General features: G+C 54.2%; 29 protein-coding genes and 1 tRNA gene. 18 read left to right on the top strand and 12 right to left on the bottom strand.

The window, feature by feature from the left end; all coding sequences use genetic code 11:
- Positions 1-37: 37 nt before the first annotated feature.
- From ACL2XO_RS06125 to ACL2XO_RS06095, 7 genes are all read right to left on the bottom strand, one after another.
- Positions 38-1,393: a sensor histidine kinase gene (locus tag ACL2XO_RS06125; RefSeq protein WP_413742395.1), complete on the bottom strand. Its 1,356-nt coding sequence runs from the start codon at positions 1,391-1,393 to the stop codon at positions 38-40.
- Positions 1,394-1,450: 57 nt separating this feature from the next.
- Positions 1,451-2,128 carry a response regulator transcription factor gene (locus ACL2XO_RS06120; RefSeq protein ID WP_413726651.1) on the bottom strand — a complete coding sequence of 226 codons (678 nt, stop codon included), beginning with the start codon at positions 2,126-2,128 and terminating at the stop codon, positions 1,451-1,453.
- A 10-nt stretch (positions 2,129-2,138) separates the two neighbouring features.
- Positions 2,139-2,951 (bottom strand): MipA/OmpV family protein, encoded by an 813-nt coding sequence (locus ACL2XO_RS06115; protein WP_413742394.1) that lies wholly within the window; start codon positions 2,949-2,951, stop codon positions 2,139-2,141.
- A gap of 276 nt (positions 2,952-3,227) precedes the next feature.
- Positions 3,228-3,794, bottom strand: a complete 567-nt coding sequence (locus ACL2XO_RS06110; RefSeq protein ID WP_203522726.1) for a TIGR00730 family Rossman fold protein — start codon at positions 3,792-3,794, stop codon at positions 3,228-3,230.
- A gap of 130 nt (positions 3,795-3,924) precedes the next feature.
- Complete coding sequence (gene psiE, locus ACL2XO_RS06105) at positions 3,925-4,323, bottom strand: phosphate-starvation-inducible protein PsiE (protein WP_132923312.1); 399 nt, start codon at positions 4,321-4,323, stop codon at positions 3,925-3,927.
- Positions 4,324-4,488: 165 nt separating this feature from the next.
- Positions 4,489-4,851 carry a type II toxin-antitoxin system HicB family antitoxin gene (locus ACL2XO_RS06100; RefSeq protein WP_413742393.1) on the bottom strand — a complete coding sequence of 121 codons (363 nt, stop codon included), beginning with the start codon at positions 4,849-4,851 and terminating at the stop codon, positions 4,489-4,491.
- Positions 4,848-5,123 (bottom strand): type II toxin-antitoxin system HicA family toxin, encoded by a 276-nt coding sequence (locus ACL2XO_RS06095; protein ID WP_132923314.1) that lies wholly within the window; start codon positions 5,121-5,123, stop codon positions 4,848-4,850. Before ACL2XO_RS06095 ends, ACL2XO_RS06100 begins: the two co-directional genes overlap by 4 nt.
- Positions 5,124-5,285: 162 nt before the next feature.
- On the opposite strand from ACL2XO_RS06095, the gene ACL2XO_RS06090 reads away from it, so the two are divergent.
- Positions 5,286-6,122 carry a helix-turn-helix transcriptional regulator gene (locus tag ACL2XO_RS06090; protein WP_207917846.1) on the top strand — a complete coding sequence of 279 codons (837 nt, stop codon included), beginning with the start codon at positions 5,286-5,288 and terminating at the stop codon, positions 6,120-6,122.
- 12 nt (positions 6,123-6,134) lie between these two features.
- Here ACL2XO_RS06090 and ACL2XO_RS06085 read toward each other — a convergent pair whose 3' ends face one another.
- Entirely contained in the window at positions 6,135-7,076 is a 942-nt protein-coding gene (locus ACL2XO_RS06085) for a nucleoside hydrolase (protein ID WP_413742392.1), read from the bottom strand.
- Between the two features lie 177 nt (positions 7,077-7,253).
- Between ACL2XO_RS06085 and ACL2XO_RS06080 the strand changes: the two genes are divergently transcribed.
- Together ACL2XO_RS06080 and ACL2XO_RS06075 are read left to right on the top strand one after the other, a co-directional pair.
- The gene (locus tag ACL2XO_RS06080) at positions 7,254-7,571 is read left to right on the top strand and encodes a DMT family transporter (protein WP_132923316.1); all 318 of its coding nucleotides are present in this window, start codon (positions 7,254-7,256) and stop codon (positions 7,569-7,571) included.
- Positions 7,572-8,481: 910 nt separating this feature from the next.
- Complete coding sequence (locus ACL2XO_RS06075; RefSeq protein ID WP_413726646.1) at positions 8,482-9,744, top strand: MFS transporter; 1,263 nt, start codon at positions 8,482-8,484, stop codon at positions 9,742-9,744.
- Here the strand turns inward: ACL2XO_RS06075 and ACL2XO_RS06070 are convergent.
- Positions 9,726-10,613, bottom strand: coding sequence for a LysR family transcriptional regulator (locus ACL2XO_RS06070; protein ID WP_413726645.1), 888 nt, complete (start codon positions 10,611-10,613; stop codon positions 9,726-9,728). The two genes, ACL2XO_RS06075 and ACL2XO_RS06070, sit on opposite strands and share 19 nt — an antisense overlap.
- Positions 10,614-10,989: 376 nt before the next feature.
- Between ACL2XO_RS06070 and ACL2XO_RS06065 the strand changes: the two genes are divergently transcribed.
- From ACL2XO_RS06065 to ACL2XO_RS06040, 6 genes are all read left to right on the top strand, one after another.
- Positions 10,990-11,973: an autoinducer 2 ABC transporter substrate-binding protein gene (locus ACL2XO_RS06065; protein ID WP_413726644.1), complete on the top strand. Its 984-nt coding sequence runs from the start codon at positions 10,990-10,992 to the stop codon at positions 11,971-11,973.
- A 97-nt stretch (positions 11,974-12,070) separates the two neighbouring features.
- On the top strand, positions 12,071-13,552 hold the full coding sequence (locus ACL2XO_RS06060; protein WP_413726643.1) for a sugar ABC transporter ATP-binding protein: 1,482 nt from the start codon (positions 12,071-12,073) through the stop codon (positions 13,550-13,552).
- Positions 13,545-14,525: an ABC transporter permease gene (locus tag ACL2XO_RS06055; RefSeq protein ID WP_413726642.1), complete on the top strand. Its 981-nt coding sequence runs from the start codon at positions 13,545-13,547 to the stop codon at positions 14,523-14,525. The genes ACL2XO_RS06060 and ACL2XO_RS06055 overlap by 8 nt, the downstream gene beginning before the upstream one ends.
- The gene (locus ACL2XO_RS06050) at positions 14,522-15,481 is read left to right on the top strand and encodes an ABC transporter permease (protein ID WP_132923322.1); all 960 of its coding nucleotides are present in this window, start codon (positions 14,522-14,524) and stop codon (positions 15,479-15,481) included. Before ACL2XO_RS06055 ends, ACL2XO_RS06050 begins: the two co-directional genes overlap by 4 nt.
- 113 nt (positions 15,482-15,594) lie before the next feature.
- Positions 15,595-15,960, top strand: coding sequence for a hypothetical protein (locus ACL2XO_RS06045; protein WP_413726641.1), 366 nt, complete (start codon positions 15,595-15,597; stop codon positions 15,958-15,960).
- Positions 15,960-16,520 (top strand): RNA polymerase sigma factor, encoded by a 561-nt coding sequence (locus ACL2XO_RS06040; protein WP_413726640.1) that lies wholly within the window; start codon positions 15,960-15,962, stop codon positions 16,518-16,520. Before ACL2XO_RS06045 ends, ACL2XO_RS06040 begins: the two co-directional genes overlap by 1 nt.
- 141 nt (positions 16,521-16,661) lie before the next feature.
- Here ACL2XO_RS06040 and ACL2XO_RS06035 read toward each other — a convergent pair whose 3' ends face one another.
- On the bottom strand, positions 16,662-17,627 hold the full coding sequence (locus tag ACL2XO_RS06035) for a GlxA family transcriptional regulator (RefSeq protein ID WP_413742391.1): 966 nt from the start codon (positions 17,625-17,627) through the stop codon (positions 16,662-16,664).
- Positions 17,628-17,812: 185 nt separating this feature from the next.
- Here ACL2XO_RS06035 and ACL2XO_RS06030 point away from each other — a divergent pair, with 185 nt between their 5' ends.
- From ACL2XO_RS06030 to ACL2XO_RS06015, 4 genes are all read left to right on the top strand, one after another.
- Positions 17,813-18,103: a hypothetical protein gene (locus tag ACL2XO_RS06030; protein ID WP_132923325.1), complete on the top strand. Its 291-nt coding sequence runs from the start codon at positions 17,813-17,815 to the stop codon at positions 18,101-18,103.
- 25 nt (positions 18,104-18,128) lie between these two features.
- Positions 18,129-18,995 carry an NmrA family NAD(P)-binding protein gene (locus tag ACL2XO_RS06025; RefSeq protein WP_413742390.1) on the top strand — a complete coding sequence of 289 codons (867 nt, stop codon included), beginning with the start codon at positions 18,129-18,131 and terminating at the stop codon, positions 18,993-18,995.
- 43 nt (positions 18,996-19,038) lie between these two features.
- Positions 19,039-19,377: a carboxymuconolactone decarboxylase family protein gene (locus ACL2XO_RS06020; RefSeq protein WP_132927873.1), complete on the top strand. Its 339-nt coding sequence runs from the start codon at positions 19,039-19,041 to the stop codon at positions 19,375-19,377.
- A 395-nt stretch (positions 19,378-19,772) separates the two neighbouring features.
- Complete coding sequence (locus ACL2XO_RS06015; protein ID WP_413742389.1) at positions 19,773-20,495, top strand: GNAT family N-acetyltransferase; 723 nt, start codon at positions 19,773-19,775, stop codon at positions 20,493-20,495.
- Between the two features lie 64 nt (positions 20,496-20,559).
- Here ACL2XO_RS06015 and ACL2XO_RS06010 read toward each other — a convergent pair whose 3' ends face one another.
- Positions 20,560-21,132, bottom strand: a complete 573-nt coding sequence (locus ACL2XO_RS06010) for a TetR/AcrR family transcriptional regulator (RefSeq protein WP_132923328.1) — start codon at positions 21,130-21,132, stop codon at positions 20,560-20,562.
- 203 nt (positions 21,133-21,335) lie between these two features.
- On the opposite strand from ACL2XO_RS06010, the gene ACL2XO_RS06005 reads away from it, so the two are divergent.
- The 5 genes from ACL2XO_RS06005 (at position 21,336) to ACL2XO_RS05985 (ending at position 23,794) form a co-directional block, all read left to right on the top strand.
- Positions 21,336-21,710, top strand: coding sequence for a hypothetical protein (locus tag ACL2XO_RS06005; protein ID WP_413742388.1), 375 nt, complete (start codon positions 21,336-21,338; stop codon positions 21,708-21,710).
- 78 nt (positions 21,711-21,788) lie between these two features.
- Complete coding sequence (locus tag ACL2XO_RS06000) at positions 21,789-22,001, top strand: hypothetical protein (protein WP_413742387.1); 213 nt, start codon at positions 21,789-21,791, stop codon at positions 21,999-22,001.
- Positions 22,002-22,116: 115 nt separating this feature from the next.
- Complete coding sequence (locus ACL2XO_RS05995) at positions 22,117-22,461, top strand: type II toxin-antitoxin system RelE/ParE family toxin (protein WP_413742386.1); 345 nt, start codon at positions 22,117-22,119, stop codon at positions 22,459-22,461.
- Position 22,462: 1 nt separating this feature from the next.
- Complete coding sequence (locus ACL2XO_RS05990) at positions 22,463-22,789, top strand: helix-turn-helix domain-containing protein (protein WP_132923332.1); 327 nt, start codon at positions 22,463-22,465, stop codon at positions 22,787-22,789.
- A 606-nt stretch (positions 22,790-23,395) separates the two neighbouring features.
- Positions 23,396-23,794, top strand: coding sequence for a type II toxin-antitoxin system MqsA family antitoxin (locus ACL2XO_RS05985; protein WP_413742385.1), 399 nt, complete (start codon positions 23,396-23,398; stop codon positions 23,792-23,794).
- 141 nt (positions 23,795-23,935) lie between these two features.
- Here the strand turns inward: ACL2XO_RS05985 and ACL2XO_RS05980 are convergent.
- A tRNA-Gly gene (locus tag ACL2XO_RS05980) sits at positions 23,936-24,009 on the bottom strand.
- Between the last annotated feature and the right edge of the window lie 68 nt (positions 24,010-24,077).

Below are 24,077 nucleotides of genomic sequence, written 5' to 3'. Positions count from 1 at the left end.
TGGCTGCCCTACCTCTGCTTTAAGCTGCCGGGCCGGCTTAAAATCTGACAATAAACCGGGTTCCCGGCGCGGAAGGCGTCACCGACAGCCGCCAGCGATGGGCCACCGCGATCTCCTTGCAAATAGACAGGCCCAGCCCGGCTCCTTCATGGACGGCGTCGGGAGCCCGCCAAAACCGATCGAACAGGAAAGGCAGATATTCGGCCTTAATGCCCGGTCCGCTGTCTTGTACCTGAATCGAACTGTCACTGATGGCAACGCTGACGGCGCCATAGGGCGGCGTAACGTTGATGGCGTTTTCAATGATATTTTTCAACAAGATAAACAAAGCGCTACGGTCAGCGGTTAACAACGGCAGGGCGTCCGGCGCGTCCACCTGCAGTTTCACCTGGTTCTTATCGGCCTTGCGGGCCAGATACTCCACCACATCCTGAGCGACATCCACCGTGTCCACGCCGGCAAAATGATAATTCTGCGACTCGCTCACTTCCGCCAGATGCAAAAGTTGCCGTACGTGCCTTGCCATCAAATCGATTTCAAAAAACAGCAGTTCCTTGTCTTTGATTTCCGGTTGCAGCTCAATCTGGCCGCGAATCAGGGTCAGGGGCGTTTGCAGCTCATGGGCGGCCGAGGCCAGGAATTCCTGCTGCACTTTGAAGCCGTTTTCCAGCCGCGCCAAGGCATCGTTAAACGCCAGGAGCAGCGGCTTTATCTCGCTTGGAATGTCGTTATAGGACAACCGGGTTTTCAAATTGGCCGGGGTAATGGACGCGGCGGCGCCCGAGGCGACTCTTACCGGACGCATGACCCGGCGCACCGTGAAGGGAAAGGTCAGACTGAATAAAATCATAGTAATGAATAGCGACCAGCCGAAAATTTCCGGGATCGGCTTGAGTTTCAGATTCATGATGGCTTTATTGAAAATCTCGCTGGTGGCGACCTGGACATAGAATCGCGTCCCCTGTTGATCGATGCCTAACGTCACCAGATCGAACCGCCGTCCGTCTATCATCACCTTTTCGCGCAGGGTCGCCTCGTTGGCCAGATTCTTGCTGTCCAGCGTGCCGAAGAGCCGGCCCTGGGGAGATTGCAGCAGAATATTACCGGCCTCATCGCATACGCGATAGAGGATTTCGCTGGCGGCGGTCTTGACCAGCCATGCCGTTTGCTGGTCGAATACTATTGATGCCGGCCGGCCGCTATCGTCAAACCGAAGCCCGGCCGCCACCTCCTGCGCCGTCTTCATATCCTTATCCCGCTGCCACATGAATTCCGGGAACTGATTGAAAACGTACAGAACAATAGCGGTAATAATCGGCAGGCTCAGCGCCAGCGCGGCTACGCTGATGAGCCATAGCCGGGCGGACAGGCTGCTGATCCAATACCTGAACATACTGACTTTCCTTCCTGTGCTGTCGCCCGGCGGCGGGCATGTTGCGGTATGAAGGCCTTATGCGGCGGACTGCAGGGAAAAACCCACGCCGCGGATATTTGCGATGCGTACCGTAGCGCCGACGCCGGCCAGCTTTTTACGCAGCCGATGGACCGTAACCTCCAATGCATTGGGCGTAACCGCATCCGCCAGCCCCCATGCCGCATGCTCCAATACCGCATGGCGCACGGTCTGCCCTGCGGCGCCGAGCAGCGACAACATGATCTGCAGCTCCGCCGGCGCCAATATCGTTACTCGGGCGCCGCAGCGCAGCGCGTGCTCCTGCGGGTCCACGGAGATATCGGCAAAACGCTGCACCAGCGCGGTCATTTTAACCGGCCGTCGCATCAGCGTACGCACCCGTGCCACCAGTTCGCTCATTTCAAAGGGCTTGCTTACATAATCGTCCGCCCCGCTCTCCAGGCCCTCGATCCGATCGTGCAATGCATCTCTGGCGGTTAACATCAAGCACGGCGTCATCTGGCCGCCGGCGCGCAGGTTGCGTAAAAAGTTAAGCCCGTCCCCGTCCGGTAATCCACGATCCACCAACAGTACCGCATACTCCGCCTGCTTCATCCCATAGGCAGCTTCGGAAAGATTGGCGAAAATATCCGTTTCCACTCCCGCGCTCAATAACGCCTGGCGGATCATCTGCGCCAGGCGCTGCTGATCCTCGATCAGCGCCACTCGTGACATAGGCCGTTACTCACCTGAATGTATAAAGATAACCGAACTTCGCCTCGGGAATATAGGTTTTGCCCACCAGCGGGCTATCGGTAATGCCGCCGCCCAGGCGGGTGACCCCGACGTCAAGGCTTATGCTCTGGTTCGGCGTTAAGCTATAGCCAAAGCTTGTACCCACCGACGTATTGTAGGTGGATTTGCCATTGTACTGGTTACGTCCGGGACGAGCTTCCGACGGCATCACGCCATAATAATAATCGACATTCTTATCGCTGAGCCACTGGGCGCCCAAATAGGGTTTGATGGTAAAATCCCCAAAGGCGAAGGACTTGCCGAATTCGATATCGGCCTTTTGCCCTTTGCTGCCCGCGGTCAGGAAGTCAGCGGAAAGCGTGCCGAATCCCATATCCCACGCCGCCGCCGGGCCGAACCAGAAGGCGCCTTTGCGTTTTTGCATGTCGTTGAGTATCGGCGCGTCCGATCCCTTGTAGCCGTCTCCAAGGGCATACCTGCCGCGCAGGGTAAGCTGCAGGCCGCCCCATTTACCGACCTTTGCGTCCACGGTGGTCCCCAGGACACGCACCCATTTGTCCTCAAAATAGACCAAAGGAAGCGGCGTAAAGTCGGAACCATAACCGCTGTAGGGCGATTGGTGGTAACCCAGCCCAGCTCCCAGGCCCCACTGGGTGGTATCCGGGGCATCGCTTAGCAGCGTAAAGCCGAAATCCTCACCGGCGGACTCGTTGACACCTTCCGCCCAAATCGCACCCGTGTACAGCAAAACCGACGCCGCCAATAACGGCAACCAGGACCTATGGCTAAGAAATTTTGTCACAATCGTGCTCTTGAGTTTGAAAAAGGACGGCACGACTTTAAAACCCAACGACTTACTGTTTACTTACGGCCCGCCATTTCAGCACGGGCGGACAAAAAAGCGATCTTGCCGGGCTAAGGGCGCAACAGGCGATATATCCTGGCCTCCCAGGGTTGCTATAATGGCGGCCATTCAATACGGTGGTGTCTAACTGATGTGCGAGAACACTCATGTCACCGCTGACGGGATTGATGCGCCGGTACGTTGAGCAACGCCCGGCGCTGATGAATATATGATTTATTGCCACTTATGTTTCGGCGGCTGATAATTTCTGAATTTTTCCAAAATGACATCCGGTTGGTGTTCCACGATCAGCATATCCAGATATTCAGTTTTCAGGAAACCCTCATCGGCCATGCGCCGTATCATGGACAGCAAATGAGAAAAATAATCATTGACGTTCAGAAAGGCACAGGGCTTTTGATGTAATCCCAGCTGCGCCCACGTCCATTGTTCGAATATTTCTTCCAGCGTGCCGGCGCCGCCGGGAAGGGTCAGGAAGGCATCGGAAAGATTCGCCATCATATATTTTCGTTCATGCATATCTTTCACGACATAGAGTTTTGTCAAACCGGTATGGGCAATCTCTTTTTCAACCAGCGACTGCGGCATAACGCCTATCACCTGGCCGTCATGTTGGATGGCCGCATCGGCGATGGCGCCCATAAGGCCTACTTTCCCGCCGCCATACACAATTTTTAAATGATTTTTTGCAAAAAAAGCACCGATATTTCTGGCCGCCTGAAGATACACGGGGTTAAGGCCCGCGCTGGAACCACAGAAAATGCCGATACTGTTTAACATTAATAGCTCCGCAATAAAGGTCGAAAATTTTTATATCAATCCAACTCATTGACATGAATATCATTACCAGAAAAAAGCGAAAATCAATAGCGCGGACGTCAAAAAATGACCGCGCCGCCCCATGGGCACTCTATTCTCGCTTCAGGCGATTGCTGTTTGCCAGCCACAGGGTGAACACCAGAATCAAGATTGCCGCCGAATAATAGAGCGTATCCAGAGAATTTTTATGGTCGACGATAATCAGGCGAATAATTGCGGTAATACTGATATACACAAAATAGCGCAGCGGGAAGTGATAGCCGGACTGGAAGTATTTCACAATCAGCGCGATAAATTCGAAATATAAAAAATAATTAACAATACCTTCAATAAGCAGGTAGGTTGACGACTCCGCGTCCGTATGCAGCAGCACCTCGCCCAGATGGTAAGTTTCCTTGCCCAAAAAAATGATAAGAATAATCCCCAGACAGACCAGTCCGATGTTTAATATCATTTGCAGCACGGTTGCAATGCGCAATCCGGTAATCATGCTCACACCTCTGTTTCTGTTATGCCACGCACAAACCCCACCAGCATAACATGCCATTGTGTGATACATATCACAAAAAATCCCCTAAACTCAACGTTCAGCTACGTCACATTGCTTGCACCGCCTGCCTGTTTTTCGCAAGCAGCGTCTTCCCAAGGCGAGGGTTCAGGCGTGTTTAAGGCGTTCATTTAACGTTTCAACAATAAATGAATTCACCGAGACATGATGTTCAGCGGCAGCAACGGCCAACTGCTCCCCGAACGATTCAGGGTAGCGGAGGGTAAAGGTTTTCACTTTCTCTTCCCGTTCGTAAGGGTCGATGCGATTTTCCCGGCAATCTTCCAGGTATTCACGCAACGACACCTCCCCTTCGCTTTTCAAACCGTCGATGCTATCGGCAACAAAGTCACAATAGCCCGATAGGCCGATAAACTTACCGCGGAACATGCCAATTTCCGGAACATAGCTGATAATGGCCGGCTGTCCGGCAACAACCATGGTATTAGGGGTTTTCAATACTTTTGTCATGGTTCGACTCCTATGCTCTCCAGCCATTCCCTCAAGTCGGCTAACGCCCCCTTGTCAGCGTCAGGCGACGGATGGGGACGATGAAACCGGGCAATACCGCCATTAAGTAAAAGCCTTACCCGAGACCCGCTGCCTTCCTTGATTTCACCCCCTAATGCGCAAACGAGTGACTCAATATCAGACCATTTGACGCCAGAGGGTACCGGCGTTTTAAAAATTTGATTTAACACCGTCCGTTGCTTCTTACGTAGGCCGGTAATTTTCTGTCGCATTAACTCATCCATGAGTTCAGTGATTGACATTAATATAGCGATTAGCTTTGGTGAAGTCAATTTATGAAGTCACCGCCATGTATAGACACAGATTGCTCTCGCCTTTATCTTATAGGGGTAAAGCAGTCACTTTATACGGGTATAAGGATAAACAGGATGAGCATGCCGGCCACCTCTACCAATCAGCTTGGAACCTACCTCAAGGATCGCCGCGGCAAACTCGATCCGGCGGCTTTTGGCTTTTCATTGACACGCCGGCGGACACCGGGGCTGCGGCGCGAGGAAGTGGCCCAGCGCGCCAATGTCAGCCCGACGTGGTACACCTGGCTCGAACAGGGCCGGGGAGGCGCGCCATCGGCCGAGGTGCTGGACCGGATAGCCGGCGCACTGATGCTGACCGGCGTTGAACGCGAGCATCTTTTCCTGCTTGCCCTGGGCCGCCCCCCCGAAGTCCATTACCAGGCGGGCGAAGGCATATCGCCGCGGCTGCAGGGCGTGCTCGATGCGCTGCCGTTCAGCCCGGCCTTTGTAAAGACCTGCACCTGGGACGTGGTGGCGTGGAACCATGCCGCCTCGGCGGTGTTCGATTACGGATCCCTCGTCCCCGGACAGCTCAATATCCTGCGTCGGATATTCCTCAATCCCGAGACCCGCGCGGCACAGCTTGACTGGGAAAGCGTCGCCCGGTTCGTGGTGGCAGCGTTCCGGGCGGACGCCGTGCGGGCGGGCGCCGCGAAGAATATTGAGGCATTGGTGGACGAGCTCTGCCGCCAAAGTCCGGAATTCGAGGCAATGTGGCGGGACAATGACGTGCGCGCGCATGGCGAGGGCTTAAAAAGCCTGAAGCACCCTCTGGCCGGACTTATCGCCATGGAATATTCGTCCTTTGCCGTCGATGGCCGGCCCGATCTCAGCATGGTTGTCTACAACCCGGCAACGCCGGCGGATTATGAACGGGTCCGCGCCTTGGTTGCCTCCTTGTCTCAAACTGCCCGGTAACGGGCCGGAAAATTACCTAAGCAGCGCGTTGAAATAACACTCCGCCACCCGTTGCGCCTCCACGGCAACACACACCTCGGTTGAAGAGAGATGTTCGCGGCCCTTTAAATGCTCGCCGAAATAATGCAGCGTCTGGCCCGCGGCGGGGCCTTCCAGTACCACCTGCACATTGCCGGCGACGGTGCGATAAAACTCCGGATGGATGGCGCAGATAAATGCCTGCAAATCGTGGGGGCGCATCCCGTCCAGGCCATAGCGCGCTTTGGCATAGGCCACATAGCCCTGAATGAGGCGAAACAGGATTTGATGATGCTTGTTAGGGTGATTTTCCAATTGGCGCAAGCGTGAATTATCGAGCAGCACCTCATGGGTCACATCCAGGCCGACCATCGTCAGCTTCAGGCCGCTGTTAAATACGATTTGAGCCGCATGGGGGTCACGGTGGATATTGGCCTCGGCAACCGGCGATTTATTACCGAAGTGGCCGTTGCGCAAAGTGGTTCCCCCCATGATGACCACCTGCTTTATCAAACCGGCAATAGCCGGATCCAGACGGCAGGCCAGCGCCACATTGGTCAGCGGGCCGACGGCTATCAGCGATATTTCCCCGGGATTGGCCCGCACGGTATCGATAATAAATTGCGCGGCATGGCGTTTATCCAACCCGCCGCGGGGCGCGATATGAAAGGCATCCCCCAGCCCGTCACGGCCGTGCGCCGCCACCGACGGGGCATTGGGTTCGATGATAAGCGGGACTCCGCAGCCCCGCGCCACCGGACAGGAGATATCCAGTTCTTCCCTGAGAAACAGGGCATTGCGGGTGGTTACCTCAAGGGTGTTGTTGCCGAACACCGTTGTCATCCCGACAAGCTCGATATCCTGGCTTTCAGCGGCGAAATGCAGGGCGACAGCATCATCCACGCCCGGATCGGTATCGTAAATTGCCCTGATCATGTTATGCCTCATAATTAAATAATTTATACATCATATTTATTTAAGTAAATTCAGGCAACATTCGTGTATTAATGCCGGGTTTGAATTTCCTTTAAACTGTGCTAGGCTCATATTCTCTCTGGACGACCAGACAGACTTTAACTCATTTAGGGACGGCCCTGTTATCGGAGTGATATCATGGCTTGGTTATATCTGTTATTAGCGGGTCTGTTTGAAGTAGTCTGGGCTACCGCAATGAAAGCGTCTGAGGGTTTCACCCACCTGATACCGAGCGCCATAACGCTGATTTTCATGATATTAAGCTTTATCCTACTGGCCATAGCCATGAAAACATTGCCGCTGGGAACCGCCTACACCCTGTGGGTGGGAATAGGCGCGATAGGCGCGTTTATTATTGGCGTGATATTATTTGGCGAAAGTCTCAACCCTTACCGGATTATTGCCGTTGCGTTGATTATTTCCGGCGCCACGCTGCTTAAAGTTATGTCAAAATAAAATGATGAAACTTTTACGCTGTTTTACGCTGTCGCATAAATAACAGTTTATCAGTCGATCCGAGCAGCTCTAGCGTGAACGTTTTAAATAGCCGAAAATATTCAGCGTCGCCGACGCGGGCAGTGGCTGACTGAACTTAAAGTAAATTAGTAGCCTCATTATCTGTCCGATAAACCCACTAAATGACCATGATGGTACGCCGTTCTTTTCGGGGTTGCCTGTACGGCAGCTGTCGCATAAACGATATGGACTCGCAATAAAGAGAAAAAGTAAATTTTCGAATAAATTAACAATCACCCTACGGCTAAGCGTTAGCTGATAACCGAGGGAACCATCAATCCCACTGAGCCGCCTGCCGCATACCAGTCCGAACCTATTCCCTTGGTTTCCGGTAGCGATGTTGCATTGTTCCAGCCGATGGGCAAGGTCGCTGTGATGGAGGGCCGTTATACAATAGTCATTTATAATTTTAAGTTAATTAAAGTCGTCATTGAAATATGGATATTTTCTTTAAAAAGATTCGTTAATATTAATCCGCAAAAATCACCATCTAATATTTCTCTGTCATGAAAATAGTAAATAATTTATTAAAACCGCTTTCATTGAACTATTTTCAGCTCAAAAATACACCGTCATCGATGCTTCAATATCTCTATCTATTTTAATCATAGACCCATCTGTTTTTATCATAATATCACTTTCAATTTTATCCAGACGTAAAAATTATTGGCGCCAAAACATATCATGTTCCATTATGACACTTTGATGACAACCAGCATCAGACGCGATGTAGATGAAGAGAAACGCACATTGAGAAAGAGAATTCAATCAACCAGACCCACCGGCGCAACGCCAGGCAGTCGGTTCGGCATGTTGGTAATGGATAAATTGAAAAAAGGGGGGCCGCTGAATGTCTCGGCAGAGTAGTGAGGTATTTATCGACGGCGCCGCGTCAAAATCGCAGAGCAGACGAATACTCGGCGCCACCAGTCTGGCGCACCTGTTCCATGACGGCGCCACAGACATGCACTACCTGCTGTTTGCCATATGGCAGCAGCAGTTCGGGTTGTCGCTGGCGCAGGTCGGGCTGTTGAAGATGCTGTTTTCCGGCGCCATGTCGGCGCTGCAAATTCCGGCCGGCGAGCTGGGGAGAATTGCCGGAGAGAAAAAGGTCCTTATCGGCGGGACCTTGCTGCTTACGGCGGCGATATTCTGCTACGGGTTCGCCACTACCCTGCCGGTCCTAATGGGATTGATCGTTCTAGGCGGCGTCGGGGCTAGCGTCCAGCATCCGTTGTCATCCAGTTACATCTCGCAGAGCTTTCCCCGTTTGCAGGCGCGCCTGGCCCTGAGTACCTACAATTTTTTCGGGGATGTGGGGAAGGCCATCATTCCCAGCGCGCTTTCCGCCCTGCTGCTGATTACCGTCTGGGGCCACTCGGTTCAACTGATTGCCGTCTCGGGCTTGCTTATTGCCGGTTGCCTGAGCGGGTTGTTATCTTCTGAAAAACGCTTGCCCAAGACCATGGCGCCGCGGCCTTCAGCATCAGACGACACGGCGACGCAAACGGCTGACGCGGGGGCTCCGCTGTTTACTGAAACGCAGAGAAAAAGGGCATTCGCTTCATTATGTACCATCGGCAGTCTGGATAATGCGACCCGTACCGGCACGCTCACTTTCCTGCCCTTTCTGCTGGCGTCCAAAGGGGCTTCGGCGACTCAGGTGGGTTTTGCCCTGACCGTTATTTTTATCGGCGGCGCGCTGGGTAAACTGGTATGCGGCGCCCTGGCTCCGCGCCTGGGCATATTGAAGACGGTGGCCGTCAGCGAAATCGTTACGGCGGGAATCATTCTGGCGCTCACGCAAATCCCCTTACCGGCCATCTATCTGCTGCTGGTGCCCTTGGGCATCGCCTTGAACGGGACATCGTCCGTGCTCTACGGCACCGTGGGCGAACTGGCCAAACCCCGCCGGCAAACCCGGGCATTTGCGGTTTTTTATACGGCATCATTGGGGTGCGGCGCCGTGATGCCTTTAGTGTACGGGCTGCTGGGGGATCGGTTAGGCATATCTCATACGCTGATTGTCATTGCGATATTACTGCTGTGTATTTTGCCGCTATTGCTGCCGCTCAAGGTAATAACGGCCCAGCATCACTCTCCTGTGGGCTGATTCAGGATCTCGTCCAGCCACTGGCAAAAAGCACGCGCATGTTGTTTATAGGGGCTGCGGGGATTGACGTAAGCCGTGTAAGCATCACCGGACTGAACGACCACGTCGTCGATGAGCACCAGCGTGCCGTCGCGCAACCGATCGCGCACCAGCAGATGGGGAACAACCAGCAAACCGGCGCCGCCTGCCGCCGCGGCCACCGCCAGGAAGTAGTGGTCATAGGTGGCCCGGACGCTCAGACGGTCCGCTTGCCGTTTATGGGCCGCCGCCCATTTGGCGATGGCATCCGGACGCGAGCGGGCGGCTATCATGGGCCAGGCTTCCGATTCGCTGCCTTCGGCGACGATTGCCGCCAGGCCCGGCGACGCGACGCACACCAAACCTTCGCGAGCCAATTCCCAGCGCTCTGTGTTCGGCAGGACGAGGTCTCGGGTGATCAGAACATCATACTCATCCTGCGGCAATGGAAACGACAGGGAGGTAAAGAGATCGATTTGAACGTCGTTTCGCTCCGTGTAGCCACCCAATAAGGGCGCCATAACAGCCGTTGCGAAGCTCGGCATTGAAGTCCGGACCCGGATTCGGTTAAGAGAATGTCCGCGGTAGGCCAGCTGCTGAGTCGCCAGTTCAATGGTGGAAATGGCGTCTTTGACCGATTCGTAAAATTGAGATCCGCGCGGCGTAAAGACAACCGTCGCGCCTCGTCGCTCGAAAAGCGGTCCGTCAGAGACCGCTTCCAAATTCGCCACGTGGCGGCTTACCGCGCTTTGCGTAATGCCCAGCTCAGCCGCCGCGCGGGTAAAATTTCCATGACGGCCGATAGCGACCAAGGCGCGTATTGCCGTCAATGAAATATCCGAATCCTTCATGTTCAGGTCATCTCTTGCAAAGCGGCGTGGCAACGCGGCGGGACGTCGCCGCAAAGGCGCATAACGGGGACAGTAATATTGGGCATGGCTGTTTTAAAAGTATCACCTCATTTCCCTTTGTAAAGTTTCCACTGATGGCTTTGTGAGCTCAATCTTAAACCCGAATAGTGCCTTATTTATCCATATATTCAGCCAGTATGTATATAGATTACTCGCCTGTAACAATTCATATTTCAAATGTTTCATCTGTGTAAATCCTAATTAACCCTTGTAACTATAATGATTAATTTTCTTATTTTTCAGAAATATAGATTCTTGCCTTTTATCTGTATCTACTCTGGCCATCCCTACCCTCCTAACGCATGAGGATAATAAAATGAAAACAAACGCCCTTCAGAATTGGTTAACCGCGGGCTGTCTGGGCCTGTTGATAAGCGCGTCCGGCGCGCTTGCCGCACAGCCGGAAGTTGTCAATATCTCCAAGATTGCCGGAATGCCCTGGTTTAACCGCATGGGTGAAGGCGTCACCCAGGGCGGTAAGGATTTCTCGCTGAATGCCACTCAGATAGGCCCGTCCAGCACCGATGCGCCGCAGCAGGTAAAGATCATCGAGGATCTGATCGCGAAAAAAGTCAGCGCGATAACCATCGTGCCCAATGACGCCGATGTCCTGGAGCCGGTATTCAAAAAAGCGCGCGATGCGGGCATCGTGGTGCTGACCAACGAATCGCCAGGCCAGCCCAGCGCCAATTGGGATATCGAGATCATCGATAACCAGCAGTTCGCCGCCGACAATGTTGAGCAAGTGGCCAAGTTCAACGGCGGCAAGGGAGGCTATGTGCTTTATGTGGGCAGCCTGACGGTGCCCCAGCACAATCTCTGGGCGGACCTGTTCGTGAAATACCAGAAAGAGCACTATCCCGATATGCATGAAGTAACCAGCCGTATGCCGGTGTCGGAGAGTATTGATGATTCCCGCCGCACTACCCTTGATCTGATGAAAGCCCATCCGGATCTGAACACCATTGTTGCCTTCGGATCCCAGGGGCCCATCGGGGCGGGGCGCGCGGTTAAAGAAAAACGCGCCAAAAACAAGGTCCATGTCTACGGCATGATGATCCCGTCCCAGGCCGCGTCGCTGATCAAAAGCGGCGATATCACCGAGGGGATTACCTACGATCCGGCAACCGCGGGATATGCGCTGACGGCGGTGGCATCCAGCCTGCTTAAAGGTGAAAACATCGGTTCCGGATACGAAGTCAAAAATATCGGCAAAGCAGACGTCGATACCGACAAGAAAGTCATTAAGTTCCATAAAGTGCTGCTGGTGACCAAAGACAATATCGATAGCCTGTATTGATGGGTTCCCGCAATTGACATCCTGAGACAACGCAGTGGCCGGAGCAGGACCGCAGCGACCCCGGCCGGTCGCCTGGACGCTTGATGATGAGGTTGCAATGAAGCCGCTAATCGCTATGGAAAATGTCAGCAAAACGTTTTACGGGGTGAAAGCGCTTAATGATATTGCCCTGACCCTATTGCCCGGAGAGGTGCATAGCCTGGCAGGGCAAAACGGCTGCGGCAAGTCGACGCTGATTAAAATCATCTCCGGCGTCTATCAACCGGATGCCGGAGCGAAAATCACCATTGACGATCATCTGTTCTCCCATTTGACGCCGGCGGAATCGGTCAAACGCGGTATTCAGGTGATTTACCAGGATCTCTCTTTATTCCCCAACCTGAGCGTGGCGGAAAATATCGCCATCAATCTTTACCATCGGCATTTTTGGGTGAACAAGCGCCGCCTGTATCAACTGGCGCAGCATACTCTGAATGATATCGGCGTTACCCTTGATTTGCACGCGCAGCTGGAGACGCTCTCCATCGCGCAGCGCCAGCTGGTGGCGATTTGCCGGGCGCTGGCGCAGGACGCCCGGCTGATTATCATGGATGAACCCACCGCATCGCTTACCATGACGGAAGTCAAAGGGCTGTTCAGGCTCATCCGCCAGTTGAAGGAACGGGGTATCTGCGTGGTATTTATCAGCCACCGCCTGGATGAGGTGTTGGACGTGTCGGATCGTATTACCGTGTTGCAGGACGGCGTACATATCGGGACCTTCCCCGCGGCCGACATGGGCAGTAAACAGTTGGCTTTTCTGATGACCGGCCTGGCGTTCGACTACCGGGTACTGGCCCCTTATCCGGGCGGTAAACCGGTGGTGCTGGAGGTGGAAGGGTTAAGCCGCCGCGGCCAATATCATGATATTTCCCTCAGGGTGCATCAGGGGGAAATCGTCGCCATCACCGGATTGCTGGGCGCGGGGAGAACCGAACTGTGTCTGAGCCTGTTCGGCCTGACCCGTCCGGACAGCGGCGTGATCAAGATTGACGGCCGGCCGGTGCATTTCAACAGCAACCGCGACGCCATTGCCGCGGGCATCGGTTATGTCTCGGAAGATCGTCTTAGCACCGGTTTGGTCATGGAACAGTCCATCGGGGATAATATCATCTCGACGGTCTTGCCGCAGGTGAAGGACCGCTGGCGCCTTATAGACCGGCAGCGTGTACAGCGCCTGGTGGATGAGATGATCCGCCGGCTGACCATCAAGTCGGACGATACGTCGCTTCCGGTCAATACGCTTTCCGGCGGCAATGCCCAGCGGGTAGCCATAGCCAAGTGGCTGGCGACCCATCCGCGCCTGCTGATCCTCGACTCGCCCACGGTGGGGGTTGATATAGCCAATAAAGCGGGCATCTACCAGATTATCAATGCGCTTGCCGAACAGGGCATCGCGGTGTTGATGATTTGCGACGAGATCGAGGAGGCCTATTATAACAGCCACCGTATCCTGGTGATGCGTGGGGGTGAGCTGGTGGCTGAATTTCTTACGTCACAGACGACCGAGGCGGCGCTGGCGGAGGTGGTCAATGGTTAACAAAACGGAATTGCATCGCCATGAAGGGCTGCTTATCTTGACTATCCTTATCCTGGGAGTGGTTTTCAGCCTGAAAAGCGATGATTTCCTGACCTTCGGCAACCTCTATGACCTGGTCAACAACTATGCCATGCTGATGATTCTGGCGTGCGGGCTGTTTATCGTCCTAATTTCCGGCGGTATTGATATTTCATTTCCGCCCATGACCATTATTGCCCAGTACGTCATGGTCACCGCGCTGCTGAAATACGGCGGTAATTTCCTGGTGGCGTTCCTTATCGCCGGCGGCGTCGGAACGGCTCTGGGTCTTATCAACGCTGTATTGGTCAACCGGCTCAAAGTCCCCTCCATCATCGTCACCATTTCCACCTTGAATATCTTTTACGGCTTGCTGCTCTACTTTTCCAAAGGGGTCTGGCTTTATAAATATCCCGACTGGTTTGAAAACGGACTGACGATATTCACCTTTACCGCTTCCGACGGCAATGACTACGGACTGAACCTGCCCATCATGACCTTGCTGGCGGTGCTGATAGTCACCGGCCTGCTGATGAAGCGCAGCAGCATCGGCCGCAAGATCTATGCCATGGGCGGCAACCGCGAGGCGGCCTCCCGGCTGGGCTTCGGCATCTTCAAACTGCAGCTGTTCGTCTATGGTTTTATGGGGCTGCTGTCAGGTATCGCCGGGGTGGTGCAATCCTATACCGTCATGACGGTGGCCCCGGACTCCCTGCTGGGCTATGAGCTGACCGTCCTGGCGGCGGTGGTGCTGGGGGGGACCAGCATTATCGGCGGGCGCGGCACGCTGTTGGGTACGATGCTTGGGGTCATATTGCTGGCCATGCTGCAAAACGGCCTGAACCTGATGGGCATTTCCTCTTACTGGCAAATGGTGATTACCGGCCTGGTCATCGTGGTCAGCATCAGCTCCACCGCTTGGAGCCAGCGCAGTAAATCGGAGATCCTGTCATGAATAGCCTGAAAGTAAAAGACCATGTGGAAGTGTATCTGGTGGTCTTGCTGCTGCTGATCATCGTGGTTTTCAGCACGCAGATCCCGGACGTATTCTGGTCGGCGTCGAATTTCCAGTCTATCGGTTCACAGCTGCCGGTTCTGGGCGTGCTGGCGTTCGCCATGGCGGTAACCATGCTGACCGGCGGCATCAATCTGTCGATTATCGCCACCACCAACTGCTGCGCCCTGGTCATGGCGTGGGTGGCCACCCATTTCGCCCCGTCCGCGGGCAGCGCCCTGCTAATGCTGCTGGCCGGCATCGGCATGGCCTTGGTCATCGGCCTGCTGAACGGCATATTGATAGCCGTTATCCGCGTCTCGCCCATATTGGCTACCCTTGGCACCATGACCCTGCTTAAGGGAATAACCATCCTGATATCCAAGGGAACGGCGATTTCCAATTTCCCCGCCTATGTGCTGTGGCTTAACAGCAATAATTGGCTGGGCATCCCGGTGCCGCTGTATCTCTTTGCGCTGGTAGCAATTGTTATGTGGATTGTGCTGGAGCGTTCCCCGCTGGGCCGGCGAATCTACCTTATCGGCTCCAACCAGCGGGCGGCCCATTACTCCGGCATCAATACGCCGCGCACGCTTATGGCAACCTATATTATCTCCTCGCTATTGTGCCTGGTGGCCGCGCTGATGATGATGTCAAAGCTGAACTCCGCCAAAGCCGGCTACGGCGAATCCTTTTTGCTGACCAGTATCCTGGCGGCGGTCTTGGGAGGCGTTAATCCCGATGGCGGCTTCGGCAAGATTGTCGGTATGGTATTGGCGTTGATCCTGCTGCAAATGCTGGAAAGCGGACTGAATATCATGGGAATAAGCAGTTACATCACAATGGCGCTGTGGGGCGGTCTGTTGCTGGCGTTTCTTTTTCTCAAGGGCGGCCGACTGCCTTATTTCGGCCGGTAGCCATTGGCGGCTTACTCTTCTGCCGGCAAATAAATAAAAAAACTGTCGCCGACGCAAATATTTTCCCGGCTGATTCGTCTACCTCTGTATCTGAACCGTATGGAGTGGACAACATGAGAGATCGCAAGTTTAAGATATTGGTTATGGCCGTGGTGGCTGTCGCCGCCGTCACCACGCTGGTGATGCTGCTGTGGAATGCGCTGCTGCCGGTCATTTTCGGCGTCAAGAGCATTGGCTTTTTCCAGGCGCTGGGATTGCTTATCCTCAGTAAAATCCTGTTCGGCAGCTTTCACGGCCACGGCATGTTCGCGCGCAGAAGACAAGAAATGCGCGAGCGCTGGATGGCGATGACTCCCGAGGAGCGTGAAGCCTTTATCAAACAGCGCGGCGCGGGCCATTGGCACGGACGCTGGCATGGACGCTGCCACCAGAGGGATCGGGACAATGAACCGCGCACCGACGACAACGGCCAGGCCTAATGACTAACGCCGCGGACCGGCGCCACGTCCTGATGGCTGCGCTGCGTGGCTGCCAGCAGCGGCTGCGGGCGTTTATCGCCGGACGTACCGGTAATATCGCCGATGCGGAAGATGTCTATCAGGAAGTAAGCTATCAGCTGCTCAAGGCCGATAGCTATCTGCACCCCATTGAGCAGGTCGCCGCCTGGCTGTATCGCGCCGCCCGCAACGAGCTTATCGACCGGTCGCGTAAAAAGCGCGAGCTGCCGCTCTCTGGCGAATTCGACAGCGAGTGGCCCGCCGGTGAAGAACTGGGCGAGATACTGTTCAATCCCCAAAGCGGCGCCGAGGACGACTACCTGCGCCAGCTGGTTTGGGAGGAACTGGCGCTGGCGCTGGAAGATATGCCGGCGGCGCAGCGGGAGGCATTTGAAAAAACCGAGCTGCAGGGCTACTCCTTCAAGCAGCTTGCCGAGGAAACCGGTACCGCCGTTGAAACGCTGCTATCACGCAAGCATCAGGCCGTCCTGTTTTTGCGCTTGCGGCTACAAGTGCTGTATGAGGCGGTGACGGGCTCCTGACCGGCCGAATGCGCAGGGAAAAAGCATGCATGGCGGCGAAAAAAACCGCCCGTAAAACGAGACAATTTGAGCTTGTTGACATAGTGCCCGGTCGAGACAGGCTGCCAGATCGACTCCGAGTATGTTTGTCAGCCGTCTGAATCAACGCAGATCGGCGCGAAGCTCACGCACTCCGCGTCCCAGGCGTTCGCGCAGCAGCGTGCCTAGCGTGGTTCCGTCAACATAGCCCACTTCGGCCGCGATGGTATCCAGATCGAGACTGCTCCCCTGGATAAGGGATCTTGCCCGTTCCACACGCAGGTCCTGAAAGTAGGAGAGCGGCGATTTACCGAGCACCGCCTGGCAGCGCCGCTGCAATGTCCGGGGACTGGTGGCCAGCGCGCCTGCCGCCTCCGCCAGCGAAAAGCCTTCCTTGAGATGATCCCGCGCCCACCGCTCAAAGCGCTGAATGACCGGATCCGCCTGCGCCAGATGGTTGGGAATGATATAGGGCGCCTGTGAGGAACGGAAGTCGGCGAGCAGGTAGCGGGAAACCACCGCCGCCAGCTCCGGGCTGTACTTGCGTACCAGCCAGAGGGCAAGATCCAGATGGCCCATGGCGGCCCCGGCGGTAACAATCCTGCTCCACGGCACGAGCATCCGGGTTTCGTCGAGTAGAATATTCGGGTACCGCTGCCGAAACAGCGGCGCGAGCCACCACGTCGTCGTGGCCTCACCCCCATCGAGAAGCCCGGCTTCCGCCAGCAAAAACGTCCCGATACAGGAAGCCGCGATATGGGCGCCTTCGGCGTGCCATTTCCTTAACTGCTCCATTCCCTGGCGTACATCCCGCCGTCCCAGCGCCGGAATCAGCGTCTCCGGACTGCCGGTATTGAGCGCCGGAACGATTACCCAGTCCGGCTTAACGTCCGGCATTATCCCCTGCACGGGTATCGCCAGCCCGTGGCTGGTCTTGATCTTCTTTCTCATGCCGACGATAGACACCTCGAAAGTCAGCGCTCCCCCCATTTGCTGGGCCGCAAATTTGTGTGCGAGCCTGAGCGCGTCAAGCAGCACGGTCAGCCCGGTATCAAACACCCCATCCAGGGCAAGTATAAAAATTTTCATGGCGTAAAAGACCTTAAAGTTGTCGTTTACGACTATACCGGAGTCACAGTCGAAAGACGATTCCTTTCTTAGCTGGCCAATGGCGTAAATCGCAGTAAAAATGTCGTTTACGACTGTTCTGTTATTCAGTCCCCCAGCCTAGACTCAAACCTTCTTACAACCCATCCCGCATAAGGAATACCATCATGAAAGTTATCGCTATAGGAACCATCATCAAACCCATGTCGCCGGAGCAACGTCAGCAAGTCATGTCGAAGGAAGTGCCCGACACCCTTAAACACTACCTTGACGGCACCCTTGAGCAGTTCTGGTATCGCACCGATAAACCCGGCGTGATCTTCCTCATGAACGTCGAGTCGGTGGAAAAGGCCAAGGCGACCATTGAAGCGCTGCCCCTGGTGACCAACGGCTTCGCGCAGTATGAGTTCATGTCGGTCGGCCCGCTGGCCCCCCTCGGCATGCTGCTTCAAGACTAATAAGCGCGGGAGGCGCCGACGAATTATGAAACCGACCATTCTTATCGCCGGCGCCACGGGCGCGACCGGCGGCGTGGCTGCAAAAATTCTGCTTGAGCAGGGCTTTCCCGTTCGCGCCCTGGTCCACGCTGAAGATGAGCGCTCGCAACAACTCAATGCGCTGGGGGCAGACATTGTCCTCGGCGACTATCAGGATTTCCGATCCCTTCAGCGCGCCTTTAAAGGCGTGCAGCGGGCATACTTTGTTTATCCGATCCGGCCGGGCATCGTACAAGCGACAGTCCATTTCGCCCAGGCGGCGCAGGAGGCAAAGATTGAACACATCGTCAACATATCGCAAAGAACGTCTCGCGAGGACGCAGAAAGCGAGTCAGCGCTCCAGCATTGGCTGGCGGAAAGGGTTTTCCAGTGGTCCGGCATACCTGTCACCCATTTAAGGCCAACCGCTTTCAACGAATGGCTTCTCTACACGCGAGGCAAAATCCGTGATGGAGAGTATGGCGTTCCGTTTGGACCCACAGGCCGTTTTGCCCCCGTTTCCGCACGGGATCAGGGCCAGGTCATCGCAGCCATCCTGGCTGAACCGGACGGACACCAAGGGAAAACCTATCCTCTGTTTGGACCGGTGGAGCTCACGCCGCCGCAAATTGCCGAAATCGTCGCTGATACGCTCGGCAAACAGATGCGCTACCGGCAAATCACACCTGAAGAGTGGATCCAAAACGTTTTCGGCGGCGAATTTCCCTTCGGCGCGCAGCATCTCCATGGCATTGTTCTCGCACACAACGCGGGCCACATGGCGGGAACCAATGACATCGTGGAGAAACTTACCGGCCATAAACCGGAATCGGTCGCCGAATTTGTCGCAAGAAACCGCAAGGCTTTCGAGTAATCCGCCAGCGTATTGCGAACACCACCAGGAGAAGACAATGTCAATGCTCGATTGGAATGCCTATTTATCGCAAATTAAGTCTGGAATCACGGCGTTTGGTAAGCTGAGCCCCGGGACAATACAAGGATATGTCGGTCTGAGCTCCGCCGGGCATAAGGCAAATCTGCTTGGCGCCAAAACGCGCGAACTGATTGCGCTTGCCGTCGCGGTGACGCTGCGTTGCGATGGTTGCATCACCACGCATACCGATGCGGCGTTAAAGGCGGGAGCGACCCGCGAGGAAATCGCCGAGGCGCTAGGCGTCGCGATTTCGGTAAACGCCGGCGCGGCGCTCGTTTATTCGTTGCGCACCCTTGACGCTGTGGAACAGAGAATCCCATGACAAGCTATTGCAGCGGATCTATCAGATTGGTTAATTTGTAGTCTAGCGCTTTGTGGCGGTCGTTTAATGGAAGGATTTAGGTACCAGGATGCTCAAGGTGAAATATATTTGGATTTTCCAATTAACATCTCTGATATCTCATTATTACCGGCTTTCACGTCGGTTGGCATCAAAGATACAGGCGACGCCAACCCCGTTGAATACGCTCGTACTGAAAGCCTGAGCCCTTGCTTGCAGACAAAGTGAGTCTGTCCCTTGCTTACCGATATCACCGATCACAGGCCGTTAAAATTCTCTATCTGGCGTCAATATCTCAGGAGCGGCTACACATAAAAAGCAGACTGGGTAGAATAAGCCGTTGTAATTTTTTTAATTCTATAACGCAGGTAGAATTTATGACGACAGTATTTAATCAATATGGCCAAGGCTTAGGGAGTCCCCTCCCCAATTGGCAGCCGCGGGCTAACCCACAAAAAATTGCTCTAAAAGGAAACTATTGCCAGCTTGAACCTATTGATATCAAACACAGCCAGGATTTATTTAACGTTTGGCACAGCATTGACGACGACCGAGACTGGACCTACTTTCACATCAATAGACCCATCACTATCAAGCAATGTGATCATTACATTGCATCTCTAGCCGCCAGTAAAGACCCTCTTTTTTATGCAGTTATCAGTCATTCCTCGAAAAAAGCTATCGGTTTCTTGGCCTTGCAACGTATCGACCCGAATAATGGCGCTATAGAGATTGGTTGGATTAACTGGTCGCCGATGATGAAACGTACCATTTACAGCACTGAAGCAATATTCCTTTTACTGTCATACGTCCTCGACACCCTGCAATACCGGCGCTGCGCGTGGAAGTGCGACAGCCTTCATCAATCAGCAATCAATGCCGCGGAGCGGCTGGGATTTCAATACGAGGGCATTTTCAGACAAATGCAAGTTTCCAAAGGACACAGTCGCGACGTCCGCTGGTACTCTATTATCGATAATGAATGGTCCGGGATTCGTCAAGCCATGCAGCTTTGGCTAAGCCCGGATAACCTAAACGAAAGCGGTAAACAAAAGCGAAAGCTGACCGAGTTTATGCCGCCGAAAGTGAATGTTTCATAGCGGCGCAACGCCTGCCAGCGGAGCGAAACGCCGGGCTCTCCGGCCCGCTCAGGGCGGCATGCTCTTAGCCTATAAGCGAGACGGCGGTCTCAAGGGCATGGTGGATGGCGCGGTTGGCCTCCTCGCCATCGGGCATGGCTCGCGAGATGCTAATCGCGCCAACCATCATCGAGACGATGCTCCATGCGCGCCGTTCGCGATCCGCTTCGTTACCGTCAAGAACAGCCGACACTTTGCGGATCAGTTCCGCCATCCTGAGCCGGTATGCCTCCCGGACCGCCGGGGCGGCACGGGCAACATCGGCGCTCAAGGTCGGCATGACGCAGCCCGATGCCGGATTCTCCCGATGACTGGCGCTGATGTACTCGGTTAGCCATTGCCGGAGAAGATCCCGCCGCTCGGCGACGCTGCCGGTATCCGAATCGATAAAGGACTTGCCCAGGCAAGATTCGATGACGCCCTCCAGCAGCGCCTGCTTGTTCGGGAAATTTGAATAGAAAGCCCCCGACGTGACGCCGGCCGCCGCCGCCAAACCGTCGACGCCGATCCCGTTGAAACCGTTCGTCCTGAGAGCCTGCGCTCCCGCCTGTAGGATGGCCTCCTTGGCCTTAGCCTTCTGATCCGGCGGATATCTCATTCCTCATTCTCCAAATATATCACGGTAAGCATTGCACCATAGAATAACGATCGCTATATTATAATCATCGCATCCATTATACCACCCGCGATGGTTTTGCCGGCGCGTGGTTCGCGCCACTGGAGCCGCGATAGCATTTGACTATGCGCCGACGAAATCGGCTTCCCGACACCTGAACCCGTACCAGCAGACTGGAGAAAAAAATGGCCCATGAAGCGCACCAGCGCCACCCGTTCCTGGATGACCTGACATCTGACGCGGAAATGACAGGTACAGCCCTGCGCCGGCCTGTTTCCGGTCGCGAAAACATCAAAAAGCTCATCGAAACCGTCGCCACGCTGTACAAATCGCAAACGCCGATTTTTCTCGAAACCGTCGGGTCACGCAGCTTTCTGCAATATGAAGCCGAGCTTACCAACGGAATGCCGTTAACCGGCGTGGCCGTCATCGAGCGCAACGCGCAAGGCGGCGTTCACCGCGTATCCATTACCATGAGCCCTCTGGGCCCGGTACTTTCGCTGTCCGGCCAGCTCGGAGCGCTGCTCGGTAATGACGTCGGAGAAGACCTGTTCCTTTGAGTCTTGCCCAATCAAGCAGCGGCGCGACACCAGTATGACCCCGCGTCCATTTCTCTCATTTTTAAAAGGCACCCCATCATGACCACCGCGACGATGACGCGGCACAATCTGGGCGCGGCGCTCTATGCGCCGCTCCGCGTCGCGCTGTTTGAAACCGACGGCGGGGAGACCGTTTTCGAATATGACAAACCCTCCACGCTCTTCAGCCAGCTTGGCAACGAACGGGTCACCGAAATCGGGCGCTACCTCGACCGGGAGCTGGAAGCCGCGCTTTTGAAGGCGGCCGGCTAATTCCTCTGACGAGGAAATTCAGCTTGCGTATTGAGTACCATGATTGTCTTTCTAACCGGATTTTGATATTGTGGCATTATACCCAAATAGGTATAATTATGTTATAGGAAAAACAATGAAGCCACTATTTTGGCTGGGCAGCACTAAAAAGGATTTAACGTCGCTTCCCGATGATGTGCAGGATGTTTTTGGATTTGCACTTCATCTCGCGCAGGCTGGGGGGAAACATCCCGATGCTAAGGCCATGAAAGGCTTCGGTGGCGGCGGGGTAATAGAAGTGGTGGAGGACTATTCAACAAATACCTATCGGGCGGTCTATACAGTTAAATTCAGTGATGCTGTATATGTCCTCCATGTATTTCAAAAAAAATCAACTTCTGGGATTGCAACACCCAAACCCGATATGGACAAAATCAACGAACGTCTCAAGCAAGCAGAAAAACATGCAAAAGGGGGCTGAAATGTCAGAACAAATTGAAACCGGCAGCGGGAATGTCTACGAAGATCTTGGCTTTTTTGATGCAGCAGAAATGCAGGTTAAAGCCCAACTGGCTACAAAAATCGCCGGGATCATTCGGGCAAAACACCTCACACAGATACAGGCATCCGAGCTTCTCGGTATCCCACAACCCAAATTATCCGGGATGCTGCGTGGTCAATTCCGGGGCATCAGTGAGGCTAAAATGATGGAATGTCTCATCCGTTTGGGGCGCGATGTGGAAATCGTCGTGGGCAAAGCAAGGCGTTCTCCCCATAAAGCGAGTCTGAAAGTCAGGTTTGCAGGTTAAACGTGCCAATCTATCAGGCAGCTAACCCAGCCTGGGATCCTTTAATTCATTATCAATGATTTTGGGCGGGCTTCAATGCCCATGCGCTAACATTCTTACTTTCCCACCTAAATAAAAATACGGGCGAAGCCATAACATCTGAGAACGATTAGTCTTACTCAAGATTTTGTTTCTCCTGACCAGCGTTCTGGATGCGCCGCCTAGGCCGTTCGATACGCCCTATTCCGTCTCATCAGGATCATACTGCCATCACCCGGTCATATTGCGCAGCCGTCAAGCAGCGGCCAGCTTGGCGATGAACGGGTCACCGAAGTCGGGCGCTACCTCGACCGGGAGCTGGAAGCCGCGCTTTTGAAGGCGGCTGGCTGAAACCAGTCCAGAACGCGGCCTTTACGTGGAATACACCGCACATAATCGTAATCGGCAAAACAGATATAGCGTGCAATGACGTAAAAAAATCCGACAGAGAAGCATAATTAACCTATTAGGTGAAAAAGCTTGCCAAAAATAACCTATTAGGTTATTTTTATCAACGGATGTATGGAGCATTAAAAACATGGAAAAGTTCATCCCTCATACCCGACAGTTCAAGGTAAATACGCTTTAATGATGAAATGTCCTATTTGCGGCAGTGCGGACCTTGTCCATCAAACCCGTGACGTTCCTTTTATATACAAAGGGCACAAATTCGTTATTGGCGACGTAACAGGCGACTTCTGCCCTGCCTGCGGTGAATCCATCTTGGATTCAACCGAGTCTGAAGCCTTTATGACCAAGACCATGCAGTGCCGTAAGAGGGTTAATAATGAAATTATCGCCCCTGAATTTATTGTTCAAATTCGTAAAAAGCTCGGATTAAATCAGAAAGAAGCCAGCGAAATATTTGGCGGAGGCGTTAATGCATTCTCCCGTTACGAAAAGGGTCAGGCACAGCCTCATCCATCAACCATTAAATTGTTACAGGTGCTGGACCGCCATCCCGATCTACTGTCGGAAATCCGCTAAAACAAGCTTATGTTTTTGGATATTACGTTTTTAAAGTAGGTCTCTCGCTTTGCTTGAGGGAAACTTTCCAAGGATTCCAAAAGGCTTTCCCATGCACCGATGTAGTGTTTGCTAAGGAATGCTTGGCATAGAGGGAAGATTTGGAGCGGGTGAAGGGAATCGAACCCTCGTATAGAGCTTGGGAAGCTCTCGTTCTACCATTGAACTACACCCGCGGGGAGAAACGCGCAGAGCATTATAACCTTATGTCGGCGGCTGACAAGCGGTCCGGCGACTAACTGCG

The organism is Sodalis sp. RH15 (genome assembly GCF_047324255.1).
Lineage (GTDB): Bacteria > Pseudomonadota > Gammaproteobacteria > Enterobacterales > Enterobacteriaceae > Acerihabitans > Acerihabitans ligni.
The sequence above is the reverse complement of the archived record's forward strand: the minus strand, read 5'-3'. Positions and strand labels throughout refer to the sequence as shown.

Coding starts and splice junctions, on each gene's coding strand:
- ACL2XO_RS06125 (WP_413742395.1), bottom strand. CDS start 1,393: ATGTTCAGGTATTGGATCAGCAGCCTGTCCGCCCGGCTATGGCTCATC.
- ACL2XO_RS06120 (WP_413726651.1), bottom strand. CDS start 2,128: ATGTCACGAGTGGCGCTGATCGAGGATCAGCAGCGCCTGGCGCAGATG.
- ACL2XO_RS06110 (WP_203522726.1), bottom strand. CDS start 3,794: ATGTTAAACAGTATCGGCATTTTCTGTGGTTCCAGCGCGGGCCTTAAC.
- psiE (WP_132923312.1), bottom strand. CDS start 4,323: ATGATTACCGGATTGCGCATTGCAACCGTGCTGCAAATGATATTAAAC.
- ACL2XO_RS06100 (WP_413742393.1), bottom strand. CDS start 4,851: ATGACAAAAGTATTGAAAACCCCTAATACCATGGTTGTTGCCGGACAG.
- ACL2XO_RS06095 (WP_132923314.1), bottom strand. CDS start 5,123: ATGCGACAGAAAATTACCGGCCTACGTAAGAAGCAACGGACGGTGTTA.
- ACL2XO_RS06090 (WP_207917846.1), top strand. CDS start 5,286: ATGCCGGCCACCTCTACCAATCAGCTTGGAACCTACCTCAAGGATCGC.
- ACL2XO_RS06085 (WP_413742392.1), bottom strand. CDS start 7,076: ATGATCAGGGCAATTTACGATACCGATCCGGGCGTGGATGATGCTGTC.
- ACL2XO_RS06080 (WP_132923316.1), top strand. CDS start 7,254: ATGGCTTGGTTATATCTGTTATTAGCGGGTCTGTTTGAAGTAGTCTGG.
- ACL2XO_RS06075 (WP_413726646.1), top strand. CDS start 8,482: ATGTCTCGGCAGAGTAGTGAGGTATTTATCGACGGCGCCGCGTCAAAA.
- ACL2XO_RS06070 (WP_413726645.1), bottom strand. CDS start 10,613: ATGAAGGATTCGGATATTTCATTGACGGCAATACGCGCCTTGGTCGCT.
- ACL2XO_RS06065 (WP_413726644.1), top strand. CDS start 10,990: ATGAAAACAAACGCCCTTCAGAATTGGTTAACCGCGGGCTGTCTGGGC.
- ACL2XO_RS06060 (WP_413726643.1), top strand. CDS start 12,071: ATGAAGCCGCTAATCGCTATGGAAAATGTCAGCAAAACGTTTTACGGG.
- ACL2XO_RS06055 (WP_413726642.1), top strand. CDS start 13,545: ATGGTTAACAAAACGGAATTGCATCGCCATGAAGGGCTGCTTATCTTG.
- ACL2XO_RS06050 (WP_132923322.1), top strand. CDS start 14,522: ATGAATAGCCTGAAAGTAAAAGACCATGTGGAAGTGTATCTGGTGGTC.
- ACL2XO_RS06045 (WP_413726641.1), top strand. CDS start 15,595: ATGAGAGATCGCAAGTTTAAGATATTGGTTATGGCCGTGGTGGCTGTC.
- ACL2XO_RS06040 (WP_413726640.1), top strand. CDS start 15,960: ATGACTAACGCCGCGGACCGGCGCCACGTCCTGATGGCTGCGCTGCGT.
- ACL2XO_RS06035 (WP_413742391.1), bottom strand. CDS start 17,627: ATGAAAATTTTTATACTTGCCCTGGATGGGGTGTTTGATACCGGGCTG.
- ACL2XO_RS06030 (WP_132923325.1), top strand. CDS start 17,813: ATGAAAGTTATCGCTATAGGAACCATCATCAAACCCATGTCGCCGGAG.
- ACL2XO_RS06025 (WP_413742390.1), top strand. CDS start 18,129: ATGAAACCGACCATTCTTATCGCCGGCGCCACGGGCGCGACCGGCGGC.
- ACL2XO_RS06020 (WP_132927873.1), top strand. CDS start 19,039: ATGCTCGATTGGAATGCCTATTTATCGCAAATTAAGTCTGGAATCACG.
- ACL2XO_RS06015 (WP_413742389.1), top strand. CDS start 19,773: ATGACGACAGTATTTAATCAATATGGCCAAGGCTTAGGGAGTCCCCTC.
- ACL2XO_RS06010 (WP_132923328.1), bottom strand. CDS start 21,132: ATGAGATATCCGCCGGATCAGAAGGCTAAGGCCAAGGAGGCCATCCTA.
- ACL2XO_RS06005 (WP_413742388.1), top strand. CDS start 21,336: ATGGCCCATGAAGCGCACCAGCGCCACCCGTTCCTGGATGACCTGACA.
- ACL2XO_RS06000 (WP_413742387.1), top strand. CDS start 21,789: ATGACCACCGCGACGATGACGCGGCACAATCTGGGCGCGGCGCTCTAT.
- ACL2XO_RS05995 (WP_413742386.1), top strand. CDS start 22,117: ATGAAGCCACTATTTTGGCTGGGCAGCACTAAAAAGGATTTAACGTCG.
- ACL2XO_RS05990 (WP_132923332.1), top strand. CDS start 22,463: ATGTCAGAACAAATTGAAACCGGCAGCGGGAATGTCTACGAAGATCTT.
- ACL2XO_RS05985 (WP_413742385.1), top strand. CDS start 23,396: ATGATGAAATGTCCTATTTGCGGCAGTGCGGACCTTGTCCATCAAACC.